Annotated in this window: 13 protein-coding genes and 1 pseudogene; 6 read left to right on the top strand and 8 right to left on the bottom strand. The window is 73.9% G+C overall.

All coding sequences use genetic code 11. The annotated features are described in order from the left end of the window. Positions 1-82: 82 nt before the first annotated feature. From ACLF5H_RS09075 to ACLF5H_RS09065, 3 genes are read left to right on the top strand one after another with little or no spacing between them, the layout of a single operon-like run. On the top strand, positions 83-319 hold the full coding sequence (locus tag ACLF5H_RS09075) for a ferredoxin (RefSeq protein WP_421675540.1): 237 nt from the start codon (positions 83-85) through the stop codon (positions 317-319). After that, entirely contained in the window at positions 309-1,700 is a 1,392-nt protein-coding gene (locus ACLF5H_RS09070) for an NAD(P)/FAD-dependent oxidoreductase (RefSeq protein ID WP_421675539.1), read from the top strand. The genes ACLF5H_RS09075 and ACLF5H_RS09070 overlap by 11 nt, the downstream gene beginning before the upstream one ends. Positions 1,701-1,739: 39 nt before the next feature. Next, positions 1,740-2,981, top strand: coding sequence for a cytochrome P450 (locus tag ACLF5H_RS09065; RefSeq protein WP_421675538.1), 1,242 nt, complete (start codon positions 1,740-1,742; stop codon positions 2,979-2,981). Between the two features lie 14 nt (positions 2,982-2,995). Here ACLF5H_RS09065 and ACLF5H_RS09060 read toward each other — a convergent pair whose 3' ends face one another. The 5 genes and pseudogenes from ACLF5H_RS09060 to ACLF5H_RS09040 all read right to left on the bottom strand — a co-directional run bounded on the left by ACLF5H_RS09060 (position 2,996) and on the right by ACLF5H_RS09040 (position 8,700). Beyond that, positions 2,996-3,484 carry an immunity 21 family protein gene (locus tag ACLF5H_RS09060; protein ID WP_421675537.1) on the bottom strand — a complete coding sequence of 163 codons (489 nt, stop codon included), beginning with the start codon at positions 3,482-3,484 and terminating at the stop codon, positions 2,996-2,998. Between the two features lie 89 nt (positions 3,485-3,573). Then, positions 3,574-6,226, bottom strand: a pseudogene (locus ACLF5H_RS09055) (AAA family ATPase). Beyond that, positions 6,223-7,386 (bottom strand): exonuclease SbcCD subunit D, encoded by a 1,164-nt coding sequence (locus ACLF5H_RS09050; protein ID WP_421675536.1) that lies wholly within the window; start codon positions 7,384-7,386, stop codon positions 6,223-6,225. The pseudogene ACLF5H_RS09055 and the gene ACLF5H_RS09050 overlap by 4 nt, the downstream one beginning before the upstream one ends. Before the next feature lie 108 nt (positions 7,387-7,494). Beyond that, the gene (locus ACLF5H_RS09045) at positions 7,495-8,121 is read right to left on the bottom strand and encodes a YigZ family protein (protein WP_421675535.1); all 627 of its coding nucleotides are present in this window, start codon (positions 8,119-8,121) and stop codon (positions 7,495-7,497) included. Positions 8,122-8,154: 33 nt separating this feature from the next. Next, positions 8,155-8,700, bottom strand: coding sequence for a SixA phosphatase family protein (locus ACLF5H_RS09040; RefSeq protein WP_421675620.1), 546 nt, complete (start codon positions 8,698-8,700; stop codon positions 8,155-8,157). A gap of 919 nt (positions 8,701-9,619) precedes the next feature. On the opposite strand from ACLF5H_RS09040, the gene ACLF5H_RS09035 reads away from it, so the two are divergent. After that, positions 9,620-10,027 (top strand): CoA-binding protein, encoded by a 408-nt coding sequence (locus tag ACLF5H_RS09035; RefSeq protein ID WP_421675534.1) that lies wholly within the window; start codon positions 9,620-9,622, stop codon positions 10,025-10,027. A 201-nt stretch (positions 10,028-10,228) separates the two neighbouring features. Beyond that, positions 10,229-11,872 carry an APC family permease gene (locus tag ACLF5H_RS09030; RefSeq protein WP_421675533.1) on the top strand — a complete coding sequence of 548 codons (1,644 nt, stop codon included), beginning with the start codon at positions 10,229-10,231 and terminating at the stop codon, positions 11,870-11,872. 161 nt (positions 11,873-12,033) lie between these two features. Here the strand turns inward: ACLF5H_RS09030 and ACLF5H_RS09025 are convergent, their stop codons facing one another. Beyond that, positions 12,034-12,408 (bottom strand): ArsR/SmtB family transcription factor, encoded by a 375-nt coding sequence (locus ACLF5H_RS09025; protein WP_421675532.1) that lies wholly within the window; start codon positions 12,406-12,408, stop codon positions 12,034-12,036. 60 nt (positions 12,409-12,468) lie between these two features. Here ACLF5H_RS09025 and ACLF5H_RS09020 point away from each other — a divergent pair, with 60 nt between their 5' ends. Then, on the top strand, positions 12,469-13,497 hold the full coding sequence (locus tag ACLF5H_RS09020; RefSeq protein WP_421675531.1) for a cation diffusion facilitator family transporter: 1,029 nt from the start codon (positions 12,469-12,471) through the stop codon (positions 13,495-13,497). Positions 13,498-13,499: 2 nt separating this feature from the next. Here the strand turns inward: ACLF5H_RS09020 and ACLF5H_RS09015 are convergent, their stop codons facing one another. Together ACLF5H_RS09015 and ACLF5H_RS09010 are read right to left on the bottom strand one after the other, a co-directional pair. After that, on the bottom strand, positions 13,500-14,057 hold the full coding sequence (locus ACLF5H_RS09015; RefSeq protein WP_421675530.1) for a YbaK/EbsC family protein: 558 nt from the start codon (positions 14,055-14,057) through the stop codon (positions 13,500-13,502). A 43-nt stretch (positions 14,058-14,100) separates the two neighbouring features. Continuing rightward, complete coding sequence (locus ACLF5H_RS09010) at positions 14,101-14,673, bottom strand: helix-turn-helix domain-containing protein (RefSeq protein WP_421675529.1); 573 nt, start codon at positions 14,671-14,673, stop codon at positions 14,101-14,103. Between the last annotated feature and the right edge of the window lie 83 nt (positions 14,674-14,756).

Here is a 14,756-nt window from a genome sequence, read left to right as displayed (position 1 = left end):
CGGGGGACGACCGCCGTCCGGGCCGCCGCACGCGCCAGCCGCGTGCCGCGCGCCCCGGACCCTGGCCACCGGAAGGGCGTCGATGAGGCTCGTCGTCGATCTCAACAAGTGTCAGGGGTACGCGCAGTGCGCGTTCCTCGCGCCGGACGTCTTCGCCATGCACGGCGAGGAGTCGCTGGTCTACGACCCACAGCCCGACCACGAGCAGCGCGAGCGGCTGGCGCGGGCCGTGGCCGCCTGCCCGGTGCAGGCGATCACGGCCGACGGGGTCGACGGCCACGGAGCGTTCCGGGGCCCGGAGGCCCCCGATGGCCGCTGAGCATCTGGACCGGCTCCGCCGCGAGGGCCGGATCGCGATCGTGGGCGCCTCGCTGGCCGGGCTGCGGGCGGCCGAGACGCTGCGCACGGAGGGCTTCGCCGGGGAGCTGACCCTGATCGGCGACGAGCCGTACGAACCCTACGACCGGCCGCCGCTGTCCAAGGCGGTGCTGCTCGGCCGGGCGGACCCGCACCGCACCGAGCTGCCCCGGCGCCGGGACGTCGACGCCACGTGGCGGCTCGGCGTGGCGGCCACCGGGCTGGATCTGACGGCCGGGCGGGTGCGGCTGTCCGACGGGGACGAGGTGGAGTACGACCGGCTGCTCATCGCCACCGGGGTGCGCGCCCGGCCCTGGCCGAAGGAGTCGGAGGCCCGGCTGGACGGCGTCTTCCTGCTGCGCACCCGGGACGACGCGGCGAGGCTGTACCAGCGGCTGCGCGCGGGGCCGCGCCGGGTGTTCGTGATCGGCGCCGGGTTCGCGGGCTGCGAGGTCGCCTCCGCCTGCCGGGAGCAGGGCGTGGAGGTGACGGTCGCGGAGCGGGCGGGCGCGCCGCTGGTGGGCGCGCTCGGCGGGGTGGTCGGGGCGGTCGCCGCGGAGCTGATGCGCGAGCACGGCGTGGATCTGCGCACCCGGGTGACGGTGACCGCGCTGGAGGGCGACGCGGCCGGGCGGGTGCGGGCGGTCCATCTGTCCGACGAGAGCGTGGTCGAGGCGGACGTGGTGGTGGTCTCGCTGGGCTCGCTGCGCAACACCGAGTGGCTGGACGGGTCGGGGCTCGGCGCCGGGCCCCGGGGCATCGCCTGCGACGCGGGCTGCCGGGCCTTCGACTTCCGGGGCATCGTCACCGACGACGTGTTCGTGGCGGGCGATGTGGCGCGCTCCCCGCACGCGCTGTTCGAGTACCAGTTTCTGTCCCTCGAACACTGGGGCAACGCGGTGGCGCAGGCGGAGACGGCCGCGCACAACATGATCTGCGACGGTGCCGACCGGCGCCCGCATCTGTGGATGCCGGCGTTCTGGTCCTCGCAGTTCGGGGTGAACATCAAGTCGGTCGGGGTGCCCCCGATGGGCGAGGAGCTGATGATCACCCAGGGCTCGACGGCGGAGCGCCGGTTCGTCGGGGTCTACGGCCACAAGGGCCGGGTGGTGGCCGCGGTCAGCTTCGACAACACCCGGTGGCTGGAGTTCTACCAGCGGGCGATCGAGCGGGGCGCGCCGTTCCCGGTGGAGTACCCGACGCTGGACCGGCGCCCCGAGAACCGGCGCCCGGTGCCGGCCGACTTCCCCGATCCGTCGCTGCCGACCCATGGCCCGATGGTGACCCTCAGCGGCTGGTCACCGGCCGACACCCAGCTCGTCTTCCACCCCGCCCGCCACTGACCGGCGCCGCGACCGCCCAATTCGTCCCGAGGACTTCCCATGACGCAAGACTCGATCGTGCGCCGGATCACCGACTTCGCCAACCGCGCCGACCCGTACCCGGTGTACCGGGAGCTGCGCGCCACGCCGGTCCTGCACGAGGAGGAGGGCGGCCCCTACGTCATCAGCTCCTACTGGGACATCGAGGCGCTGCTGCACGATCCGCGGATCAGCTCCGACGCGGCCAATCTGGCGGCCGCCGGGGACGACGCACTGCTCCAGTCGGAGGAGACGGGCGGGCTGCCGCCGTCGTTCCTGCGCCTGGACCCGCCCGAGCACGACCGGCTGCGGCGCATGGCCAACAGCGCCTTCGGGCCGCCGCACCGGCCGCGCCGGATCGACGGCATGCGGGGCGAGCTGCGGGAGATCGTCACCGGCCTGATCGACGGCCTCGGGGACGCCCGCGGGATCGATCTGGTCGACGAGTTCGCGTATCCGTTCCCGGTGACCGTGATCTGCCGGCTGCTCGGGGTGCCCCGGGAGGACGAGCCGCGCTTTCGCGCCTGGGTCGATCCGCTGGTGGCGAGCCTCGACCCGGGGACCCGGCAGGAGGCGGACGAGGAGTTCGCGAGGACCGCGCGCGAGGCCCGGATGCAGCTCGGCATGTATCTGGCGGGGCTGGCCGAGGAGCGCGCCAAGGAGCCGCGTGACGATCTGCTGTCCGACCTGGTGAACAGCCGTGGCCCGGACGGCGCGATGACGATGATGGAGGTGCTCAGCACCTCCGTGCTGCTGCTGATCGCGGGCCACGAGACGACCGTCAACCTGATCACCAACGGCATGCTGACGCTGCTGCGCCATCCGGACGTGCTGGAGCGGCTGCGCCATGAGCCGGACCTCGCGCCCCGGCTCGTGGAGGAGCTGCTGCGCTACGAGCCGCCGGTGCAGCTGGTGCCGCAGCGCACCTGCATCACCGACATCGAGGTGCGCGGGGTGACCATCCCCAAGGGCTCCCGGATCTGGCTGGTGCTGGCCGCGGGCAACCGGGACCCGGAGCGGTTCAAGGACCCCGAGCGCTTCGACCCGGACCGCGAGGACATCCAGCACCTCGGCTTCGGCAGCGGCATCCACATCTGCTTCGGGGCGCCGCTGGCCCGCCTGGAGACACAGATCGCGCTGACCGAGCTGGCCCGGCGCCTGGAGAACCCGCGCCTGGTCCAGGACCCGCCGCCGTACCGGGAGAACGCGGTGCTGCGCGGCCCCCGGCACCTGGAGATCACCTTCGACGGCATCCGGCCCTGAAACCAGAACAGGCCCTAGCCGAGTCTGCTGAGCTGGACCAGCCCCACCCAGGTCTCGGCGCCCGGCTGGGCGTAGCCGGCGCGCACGGCGTACGAGCCCGCGGTGAGCGGCACCCGCAGATGCTCCTGCCGCTCCGCCTCGCCGCCCGGCCAGGCCGAGTCGAACAGCACCACGGGTCCCGGTACCTCCCAGCGCAGCTCCCGCTCCCACACCGCCGTCTCCAGCGCGGCGGGGACCCCGGCCAAGAGGTCGCGCTCGGAGTCCGCGGCGGACCAGCGCACAAAGGCGGTGTGCTCGGGCAGATAGGAGGTGGCGGCCGGTTCGTCGCCGAGGACGAGGGCCGCGCTGTCGCCGACCGGGAGCAGTCCGGCGTATCCGGAGACCTCACAGGCCCGGTCGTAGTCCGTGTCCAGCTCCTCGCTGTCGGCGCCCGCCCAGAACGGCAGGACCACCTCCGGAACAGCGATCAGGGGGCCGCCGCCCGACTCCACCCACTCCAGCACTCCGCGATCTTCAAACCGAGCCATGGGCGAAGAACCTACACGCCCGCGAGACGGCGGCCGAACCCGCCCGTCGTAGGCGCCAACTGCCGTCAGCCGGTGCCCCGTTGGCGCAGCCTGGAGCCCGAGCGGTCCTTGAGGACCTCCAGTTGGGCGTGGACGCGGCGGCGCAGGTCGGCGACATGGCTGACGATGCCGACGCTGCGGTCGCGTTCGCGCAGTCCGTCGAGGACGTCGAGGACCTCGTCCAGGGTCTGGTCGTCCAGGCTGCCGAAGCCCTCGTCGATGAAGAGGGTGTCCAGGCGCACCCCGCCGGCCTCGTCGGTGACGACGTCGGCGAGGCCGAGGGCGAGCGCGAGGGAGGCGAAGAAGGTCTCGCCGCCGGACAGGGTCGCGGTGTCCCGCTCGCGGCCGGTCCAGGCGTCCACGACATGCAGCCCGAGCCCGCTGCGGCCGCGTCCGCTGCGGCCGTCGGAGTGCACGAGGGTGTAGCGGCCGGAGGACATCCGCTGGAGGCGGGCGGTCGCGGCGGCGGCGACCTGCTCCAGGCGGGCGGCGAGTACGTACGACTCCAGGCGCATCTTGCGCTCGTTGTCGGCGGCGGTGCCCGCGGTGAGGGCGGCGAGCCGGGCGACGCGGTCGTACTCCTCGCGCAGCGGGGCCAGTCGGCGCACGGCCTCGGTCGCGCGGGTGGACAGGCGGTCCAGTTCGGCGCAGCAGCGGGCGGCTGCGTCGCGGGCGGAGGCGGCCGTCCGCAGCCGCTGCTCGCTGGGCGGTGCGCGAGGCCACGCTGTCGGCGGTGCCGCGCGCCTGCGTCAACTCGCTTTCCAGCTGGGCCTGTTCATGCTCCAGGGCGTCGCGCCGGGTGAGCCGGGAGGCGGCCCGTACGGCGGTCTCCTGCCGGTCGGCGAGGCGTCGTTCGCGCTCCTGCTCGGCGCGCCGCAGCTCCTCGCGGGCGGCGTGCAGCGCGGAGGCGGCGCGGTGGGCTCGGGCGTACTCCTGCTCCAACTCGGCCACCTCGGCTTCGAGTCGGGCGGTGGACGCCTCGCCCGCCTCGGCGGAGGCGACGGCCAGGGCCTGGCCGATGGCGCCGACGCGCCGCTCCTCCTCGGTGTGCCGCCGGTCGGCCTCCTGGGAGGCGGTGTGGGCGCGCTCCTCGGTCGCGCGGTCCACATGTCCGGCGGTCTTGCGGGCGGGCGCGGGGTGTTCGGTGGCGCCGCAGACCGCGCAGGGCGCGCCGTCGGTGAGGTGGGCGGCGAGTTCGGCGGCGATGCCGTCGAGGCGCTGTTCCTTGAGTTCGAGCCAGTGGGCGCGGGCGTCCAGGGCCCGCTGACCGGCTTCCTGAGCGCGCCGCCGGGCCGTCTCCAGCTCGGTGGCGCGGGCGTCGCGGGTGCGGGCGGCGGCCAGGCGGCGCTGTGCGGGCTCGCGCAGAACGGCGAGTTGCTCGGCGCGGGTCGCGGCCTCCTGTGCGGTGTCGATGCGCGCCTGGAGCGTCGTACGCGCGCCCTCCCAGCCGTCCAGCCAGGCGTCGGCCTCGCGCAGCACATCCTCGTCGGCGCGCTCCTGGCGGTCCAGCCCGGCGCGTTCCGTGACCAGTTCGCCCCCCCCCCCCCCCCCCCCCCCCCCCCCCCCCCCCCCCCCCCCCCCCCCCCCCCCCCCCCCCCCCCCCCCCCCCCCCCGGCCCCGGGCGCGGGCCTCGGCGGCGTCGGCCCGGCGGTGTTCCCGCTCCGCCTCCTCGCGCAGCTCAAGGGCGGGGGCGACCGCCTCCGCCTTGCGGGAGCGCGCCATGCGCTCCTGATCGGCGTGGTGCTCGGCGGCCCGGCCCTGGAGCCGCTCGGCCCGGCGCCGCGCCTCCGTGAACCGGCCCTGGAGACGGGCGAGTTCACGGATGCCGTCGAGGGTGTGGCGGGCGTCGGCGCGGGCGGCCTCGGCGGCGGTGAGACGGCTGTGGGCGACGGCGAGGCGCTCCCGGGCGGTGCTGCGGGCGACGGCGGCGGCGCCGAGCACGGCCCCGGCCAGGCCCGGGTCGCCCGGGGCCAGCTCGGGCAGCTCCATGGCGTCGCCGGCCTCCTGCTGCATGCGGTGGGCGTCGGCGAGCAGGGCCGCGTCGCCCTCGCGCACCCGGGCCTCGGCGGCGCGGCGGCGCTCGGCGAGCCGCTTCTCCACATCGGCGAAGCGCTGGGTGTCGAAGAGTCGCCCGAGGAGCCGGCCCCGGGCCTCGGCGTCCGCGCGCAGGAAGCGGGCGAAGTCGCCCTGGGGCAGCAGCACCACCTGGCAGAACTGCTCGCGGCTCATGCCGAGCAGCTGCTCGAACTCGGCGCCGATCTCCTGGTGGGAGCGGCTGAGGTCCTTCCAGGCGCCCGCCCGGGTGTCGTACTCGCGCAGCCAGGTCTGGGCCTTGTCGACGGTGGTGCCCTTGCCGCGCAGCTTGGGCCGCTCCCAGGGCGGCTGCCGGGTGACCTCCAACCGGCGTCCGGCGACGGTGAGTTCGAGGCGGATCTCGGTACGGGTGCGGGGCTCGGCGTGGTCGCTGCGCAGGTTCATGCCCTGACCCGCGCCGCTCTGGCGGGCGCCGGGGACGGAGCCGTAGAGCGCGTAGCAGACGGCGTCCAGGACGGAGGTCTTGCCGGCGCCGGTGGGGCCGTGCAGCAGGAAGAGTCCGGCGGTGGACAGGGCGTCGAAGTCGACGCTCTGGGTGCTGCCGAAGGGGCCGAAGGCGGTGATGTCGAGCCGGTGCAGCCTCACTTGGCCACCTCCCGCACGACGGCGTCCGCGCGGACGGCGTCGAACGCCTCGCGCAGCACGGCCGATTCCCGCTCGTCGGGTCCGGCGCCCCGGACATGGGCGACGAAGTCCTGGGCGATCTGCTGGTCGCTGCGGCCCGCGAGGCGGCGGGCGTAGGAGGCCCCGGGGTCATCGGGGGCGCGTTCGGGGGCGAAGACCAGGCTCAGGGTGTGCGGGAAGCGCTCGGTGAGCCTGGCCATCGGCTCGGGCGGGCGGACGGCGTCGGTGAGGGTGGCCTCGATCCAGGCGTCCGTGTGGCGGTCGAGGTCCGGGTCGGCGAGCAGTTCCTCCAGGGTGCCCCGGATGCGGGCCAGCGGGCGGGGCACCGGGCAGTCGAGGCGTTCGGCGGTCACGGCGCCGTCGGCGGCGAGGTCGATCAGCCACATGCTCTTGCGGTGGTCGGCCTCGGAGAAGGAGTAGGCGAGCGGGGAGCCGGAGTAGCGCACCCGCTCGGTGAGGGTCTGGCAGCCGTGCAGATGGCCGAGGGCCGTGTAGTCGGCGCCGTCGAAGATCCCGGCCGGTACGGCGGCGACCCCGCCGACGGTGATGTCCCGCTCGCTGTCGCTCGCCCGGCCGCCGGTGACGAAGGCATGGGCGAGGACGACGCAGCGGGTGCCCGCCGGGCGGGTCGCGAGGTCGGCGCGGACCCGGTCCATGGCGGCCGCGAGCACGGCCTCGTGTCCGGCCTTCTCGACCCCGAACTCGTCCTTCACCAGGGCGGGTTCGAGGTACGGCAGCCCGTAGAAGGCGACCTCGCCATGGGTGTCGGCGAGCACCACCGGGGTGGCGACGGCGGACGGCTCGGTGCGCAGATGGATACCGGCGCGGTCGATGAGTCCCGCGCCGACGCCGAGGCGGCGGGCCGAGTCGTGGTTGCCCGAGATCATCACCGTGGGCACGCCAAGACCGGCGAGGCGGTGCAGGGCGTCGTCGAACAGCTCGACGGCGGCCAGCGGGGGCACCGCGCGGTCGTACACGTCTCCCGACACGACCACCGCGTCCACCGCGCGCTCGCGCACGGTGGCGACCAGGTGTCCGATGAACTCGGCCTGGGCCCCGAGCATGCTCACCCGGTGGAAGGCCCGGCCGAGATGCCAGTCGGACGTGTGCAGGAGTCTCATGACCCCCGAGACTAACGGCCGGGTCCGACAACACGGCCGGTCCCGCCCGTATCACCCGTCATACCCCGCACACCACAAGGGCGTTATGACCGTTTTGTCGCCAATGCTTCAGGCGTCCCCGTACGCCTCGCCGCCCAGCTCGAATCCGGCCGCGCCCGCCGTCGCGTCGGCGAGCCAGCCCCGGAAGGCGTCCACGTCGGCGTCCGGCAGACCGATCTCCAGGGTGACGGCCTCGCCGTAGCGGACGTCGCGGACCTCGCGGCCGGTGGCGCGCAGCTCGTTCTGGAGCTTGCCCGCGCGCTGGTGGTCGACGGTGACCGTGGCCAGCCGGAAGCGGCGCCGGGTGCGGGTGCCGACGGTGTCCAGGGCCTCGCCGACGGCACCGCCGTAGGCGCGGATGAGCCCGCCGGCGCCGAGCTTGACGCCACCGTAGTAGCGGGTGACGACGGCGACGACGTACCGCATGTCGCGGCGCAGCAGCATCTGGAGCATGGGGACCCCGGCCGTGCCGCCCGGTTCGCCGTCGTCACTGGCCTTCTGCACGGAGGCGTCGGCGCCGATGACGTAGGCCCAGCAGTTGTGGGTGGCGTCGGCGTGCTCCTTGCGGACGGCCGCGACGAAGTCCTGTGCCTCCCGCTCGGTGGCGGCCGGGGCGAGGGCGCACAGGAAGCGGGAACGGTTGATCTCGGTCTCGTGCACGCCCGCGCGGGCCACTGTGCGGTACTCGTCCTGCATTCCGCCAGCCTATGCGCAGGCGCCGGGCGCGCCTCAGGCGCGGGTCTTGCCCCGGGGCACGGTGAACCAGGTCAGCAGGGCGACGCCGGGGGCGAGGGCGGCCCAGCCGGTGCCGCGCCAGGCGAGGACCGCGACCGCGGAGGTGGGGAACTTGGCGCGCAGCCGCTCCAGGCTGTCGTCCAGACCGTCCCCGGCCAGCGCCAGGACGAGGTCCTCCAGGCCCGGGTTGTGTCCGACCAGGAGCAGCGTCTCCACCTCGGGCGGGGCCTCGCGCACGACCTCCAGCAGGTCCGCCACGTCGGCCTCGTACAGCCGGGGTTCGTAGCGCACCCGGGGCGGGGTGCCCCATTCGTCGGAGGCGAGCTGCCAGGTCCGGCGGGCGCGTACGGCGGTGGAGCACAGGGCGAGGTCGGGCAGCAGGTCGGCCTCGGCGAGGGCGCGGCCCGCGGCGGGGGCGTCCCGCAGACCGCGCGGCGCGAGCGGCCTGCGGTGGTCGGGCACGCCCTCGGGCCAGGCCGACTTGGCGTGTCTGAGCACGACGAGGCGGCGCAGCGGACCGGTGCCCGCGCGGTCGCTCACCCGGCCGTCCCGAGGTCGCGGGCGAGTTCGAGGGCGAGCAGCCGGTCGGCGTAGGCGAACGTCTCGAACCGGGCGCCGTCGGCGATCGCGGGATCGGCCGCGGCCGCCGCCAGCGCCGCCAGCACGTCCGGCATGCCCAGATCGTCCTCCCACGCCTCGGTGAGCCGCGCGCGCACCGCCTCCGGCACCGGCCGCGAGGGCCCTCCGCGAGGGCCCTCGCGCCCAGCCGGCCACGTCCCGCCGCCAGCCGGCCAGCCGCTCGGCGGCACGCTCCAGGGTCGCCTCGTCCAGCGTGACGGCCTGCCCGTGCCGGACGGAGAGGAGGGCGAGGCGCAGGGCGGTGGGGTCGGCGAGCAGCGCGGGGTCCGACAGCGGGGGCTCCGCGTCGCCCGTCCACACCACGGGCGCCACGGCCAGCACCGGCCCCTCGCCCTCGGCGGCCGGGTCCGCGTCCCCCGCCGTCACCCGCACCACTCCCGCCTCCGCGAACGCCGGTCCGTGCGCCTGTTCGAAGGGGCGGACGGCGAGGGCGTCGGCGGCGGAGCGCAGGTCCGGGGACTGACCGGGGGCGGTCGGCCAGGCCTGGAGGCCGTTCAGTTCGAGGGCGCGGGCGAGGAGGTCGGCGGTCAGCAGCACCCGCAGGGACGTCAGGCCGGACCCGGGGGCACGGGCCTCGATACGGGTCAAGCCGCGGCGGGCGGGCGCGGCGGCGACGGGCTCACCGGTTCGGGCGTCGAGGATGCGCAGCACGGGCCGAGCGTAGGCGCGCGCGGGCCTTCCCGCTGGCACCGCGCGCCGATTCCGGACACCGTGGCGGGGTAGGGAGACGGGAATCTGTGCCTCCGGGGGCCGGGAATCGGTGCCTCCCGGGGCCGGTTGACGGCAGCGGAAAGCGGCACACACCACACAGGAGGCGGACGTGTACGACGAAGAGGCGGCGATTCGCAGGATTCTGACCGAACGGGGCGATACCTGGGCGGTGGTCGGCCTGTCCGGTAATTCCGCCCGGCCCGCGTACCGGGTGGCGCAGGTGCTCCAGCGGTACGGCAAGCGGATCGTGCCGGTGCATCCGAAGGCGGAGACGGTGCACGGGGAGCAGGGCTACGCCTCGCTCGCGGACATCCCCTTCGACGTCGACGTGGTGGACGTCTTCGTCAACAGCTCACTGGCGGGCGCGGTGGCCGACGAGGCGGTGGCGAAGGGCGCGAAGGCGGTCTGGTTCCAGCTCGGCGTCGTCGACGAAGACGCTTGCGGTCGTACTCGCGCGGCCGGTCTGGACATGGTCATGGACCGCTGCCCCGCGATCGAAATTCCACGCTTGACCTAGTGTCAGAACTTCTTCATCACAATTCGCTGATGAATATTGACATTCGCACACGGTGACTGAGCTGTGGAAACCCTGTCCCCAAGATGGACAAGATCCTGGGTCAAGATTTGGTAAGCAGTCTTTTGCCGACACGGAAACCGTTCCTAGCCTGTGGCCTCCCTCCCCGTTAAAACCGCGTTTACGATCTGAGAGGCCACTTGCATGACGAAAGTCGACCAGGCTGCACCGGTAGCCACGAGTGAGACCGGGGGCCTGCGCCGCGACGTGGGGCTCATCGGCCTGATGTGGGCCTCCGTGGGGTCCATCATCGGCTCCGGCTGGCTCTACGGCGCCGAGAAGGCCGTCGTCGTGGCCGGCCCCGCGGCGATCATCTCGTGGGTGATCGGCACGGTGGCCATCGTCCTGCTGGCGCTCGTGCACGCCGAGCTCGGCGGCATGTTCCCGGTGGCGGGCGGTACGGCGCGCTACCCGCACTACGCCTTCGGCGGCCTGGCCGGTATGTCCTTCGGCTGGTTCTCCTGGCTGCAGGCGGCCACCGTGGCCCCCATCGAGGTCGAGGCGATGATCGGCTACGCCGGTCACTGGAAGTTCGCCCAGGGGCTCCAGAGCGGGGACGGCACGCTGACCACCAGCGGAATCGTTACTGCAATCGTTCTCATGGCGATCTTCGTCGGCGTCAACTTCTTCGGCGTCCGGGCCCTTGCGCACACCAACAGCGCGGCCACCTGGTGGAAGATCGCGATCCCGCTCGCCGCGATCTTCATCATCGCCGTCGGCAACTTCCACGGCTCCAACTTCACCTCGGAGGGCTTCGCCCCGTTCGGCGCCAAGGGTGTGCTGGGCGCGATCAGCTCCAGCGGCATCATCTTCGCGCTGCTCGGCTTCGAGCAGGCCATCCAGCTGGCCGGTGAGAGCCGCAACCCGCAGCGCGACCTGCCCCGCGCCACGCTCGGCTCGGTGGCCATCGGCGCCGGTATCTACATCCTGCTCCAGATCGTGTTCATCGCCGCGCTGCCGCACGCCTCCTTCGCGCACGGCTGGGGGAAGCTGGCCTACGCCGGCATCAGCGGCCCCTGGGCGGGCCTCGCGACCGTGGTCGGCCTCGGCTGGCTGGGCTGGGTGCTCTACGTCGACGCGATCATCTCCCCCGGTGGCACCGGCCTGATCTACACCACCGCCACCTCCCGCGTCTCCTACGGCCTGGCCAAGAACGGCTACGCCCCGAAGGCGCTCACCAAGACCGACAAGCGCGGCGTGCCGTGGATCGGCCTGATCGTCACCTTCGTGACCGGCATCCTCTGCTTCCTGCCGTTCCCGAGCTGGCAGGAGCTGGTCGGCTTCATCACCTCGGCGAGCGTGCTGATGTACGCGGGCGCGCCGCTGGCCTACGGCGTCTTCAGCGACCGTCTGCCGCACTTCGAACGCCCCTACCGGCTGCCCTTCGGCAAGTTCATCTCGCCCGCGTCCTTCGTGGTCGCCAACCTGATCATCTACTGGAGCGGCTGGAACACCCTGTGGCGGCTGGCCTTCGCCATCCTCCTCGGTTACGTCCTGATGGGCTCCTACGCCCTGTGGGCCAACCTCAAGGGCAAGCCCGACGCGCCCCGGATGGACTTCAAGGCCGCGCAGTGGCTGCCGGTCTATCTGCTGGGCATCGGCCTGATCTCCTGGCAGGGCAGCTTCGGCGAGGGCAGCCAGGGCAACATCAAGCTGTACTGGGACATCCTGGTCATCGCCGCCTTCTCCCTCGGCATCTACTACTGGGCCAAGGCGACCGCCTCCAAGACGGAGGCGATCGAGCGCAGCATCGACGAGGTCGTGGTGACGGACGCGCCCGCGCACTGACCCCCTCCTCCCCCGGGTGCCCCACCGACCACTCCCCGGCCGGCGGGGCACCGCCGCGTTACGGGGGTGGTGACCGGTTTCGGGTGCGGTTTTGCCGCTACGGCCGCCGGGCGCCGCCCGGGGAGCGGCGGGCATGCCGCTCGGCCGCCCCCCCCTGCCCCCTACCGATCCCCTCGATCCTCCTCCGCCCCGCGCTCCGCAAGGCGGTGGTCCGCTGTCTTCAGGGCCTCGTCCACCAGGCGGCGAAGGTGGCCGTGGCGCAGGGAGTAGACGACGCGGCGGCCCTCCTTGCGGGTGTCGACCAGGCCGGCGAGGCGGAGGCGGGCCAGGTGTTGGCTGACGGCGGGGCGGGCGGCGGCGCAGGCTTCGGTGAGGGTGCTGACGTCGGCCTCGCCCGAGGTCAGGGCGTGCAACAGGGTGAGCCGGGTGCGGTCGCCCAGCAGGGCGAGGAGTTCCGCCGCGAGCGCGAACTGCTCCTCGCCCGGGGTGTGCTGATGCGCAGGATGCGCAGCTGACAGGTGCATGCGTGCGCTCATACGCACATAATGGCGTCGTGGGCGCCCCGCGTCCACCACGGCCCAGCAGAAGGGGACCTCGTGAGCGACCATCACGACCACGGCCCGCACCGGCACGGCACCTCATCCCCGCGCCACCGCCTGGCCCATCTCCTCACCCCGCACTCCCACGAGACCGCCGACAAGCTCGACGCGGCGCTGGAGTCCTCGGCCCAGGGCATGCGCGCCCTGTGGGTCTCGCTCGCCGTGCTGGGCGCGACCGCCCTTGCGCAGGCGGGCGTGGTGGCCGTCTCCGGCTCGGTCGCGCTGCTCGGCGACACGGTGCACAACAGCGCCGACGCGCTGACCGCCGTACCGCTGGGCATCGCCTTCGTGCTGGGGCGGCGCGCGGCGAACCGGCGCTTCACCTACGGTTACGGCCGCGCCGAGGATCTCGCGGGCCTGGTGATCGTGCTGACCATCGCCGCCTCCGCCGCCTTCGCCGCCTGGGTCGCCGTCGGACGGCTGCTCGACCCCCGCCCGGTCGCGAACGTGCCCGCCGTCGCGGTGGCCGCGCTGGTCGGCTTCGCGGGCAACGAGTGGGTGGCCCGGTACCGGATCCGGACGGGCCGCCGGATCGGCTCGGCCGCGCTCGTCGCCGACGGACTGCACGCCCGTACCGACGGCTTCGCCTCGCTCGCCGTGCTGCTGGGCGCCGCCGGATCCGCGCTCGGCCTCCAACTCGCCGACCCGGTCGTGGGGTTGGCGATCACCGCCGCGATCGTCCTGGTGCTGCGGGGCGCGGCGCGCGAGGTGCTGCGGCGGATGCTGGACGCCGTGGACCCGGCGCTGGTGGACCGCGCCGAGCGGGCGGTGCGCGCGGTGCCGGGCGTGGACCGGGTGGGCGAGCTGCGGCTGCGCTGGATCGGGCACCGGCTGCGGGCCGAACTCACGGTCGTGGTGGACGGCGAGGCCACCCTGCGGCAGGCGCACGCGATCGCCGTCGAGGCCGAACACGCCCTGCTGCACGCCCTGCCGAAGCTGTCGGCCGCACTCGTGCACGCGGATCCGGCACCGGCGCCGGGCGAGCGCGATCCCCATCTGGCGCTGGCCCACCACCTGACCGGCTGAGGTCAGACCACGCCGAGCCCCTCCAGCACCACGGCCCCCGGCAGCTGGGCGAACACCTTGCCCGGCACCAGGAGTTTGCCCCGCCTGCGGCCGCTGCCGACCAGGACGTACGGCAGGTCGACGACGGCCGGGTCCACCAACAGGGGCCAGTCGGCGGGCAGTCCGATCGGGGTGATGCCGCCGTACTCCATCCCGCTGCGCCCCGTCGCCGTCTCCATCGGGGCGAACGACGCCTTGCGGGCGCCCAGTTGACGGCGGACCGCGCCGTTGACGTCGACCCGGGCGGTGGACAGCACCAGGCAGGCGGCGAGCGTGGTCTCCCCGCCCCGCTTGGCGGCGACCACCACGCAGTTCGCCGACCGCTCGGGCAGGTCGGCGCCGTAGTGCTCCACGAAGACGGCGGTGTCGGCCCACTCCGGGTCGGTGTCGACGTACAGGACACGGTCGGCCGGGATCCCCGCGGACCAGTTCCGCACGGCCTCGGCCACCGGCTCGGTCAGCTCGGCCAGGCAGTCGGTCACCGGGGTCGCGGTCTCGAAGTCTCCGATGGGTGCGCGCATGGCCGCACGCTAACAAGGCGGGGCGGCCCGGCGCGGGCACGTCTCACTGCACGGGCGGCACCGAGACGGCCATCATCATCTCCATCGGGGTCTCACCGCGGTTGGCGTAGACATGCGGGACATGGGCCTCGAAGGTGGCGCTGGCGCCGGTCGGCACGAGGTGGTCCTCGCCGTCGACCGTGAGGGTCAGCTCGCCCGCCGTGACATGGACCAGTTCCACGGTGCCGGGCGGGTGCGGCTCCGCCGGGCTCTCGTCCCCGGGCATCAGCACCCAGTCCCAGAGCTCCAGCGGGCCGGGCGCCTCGGTGCCCGCGAGCAGCCGGTTGTAGCTGCCGGACGCGGTGTGCCACAGCCGTACCGCCCGCTCGGCGGGGACGACGCGGACCCGGGGGCCGCGCTCGTAGTCGAGCAGGGTGGTGACGCTGACGCCGAGCGCGTCGCCGATCTTGACGACGGTGCCGATGCTCGGGTTGGTGCGGGCCTGCTCGATCTGGATCAGCATCCCGCGGCTGACACCGGCGCGGGCGGCGAGCACGTCCAGGGTGAAACCGCGCACCGAGCGCCAGTGCCTGACGTTGCGCGCCAGGGACTGGGTCAGCAATTCGAGGTCCGACACGTTCCGTCCGGCTCCGTCCACTATCCGAGATGGTTCACTTCTTTGGATGACGTAGTTCAATTCACTGAACTACGGTGAAGCGC

It is taken from the genome of Streptomyces sp. LaBMicrA B280, assembly GCF_049222185.1.
Taxonomy (GTDB): domain Bacteria; phylum Actinomycetota; class Actinomycetes; order Streptomycetales; family Streptomycetaceae; genus Streptomyces; species Streptomyces murinus.
This window is presented reverse-complemented; position numbering and strand designations above follow the sequence as displayed.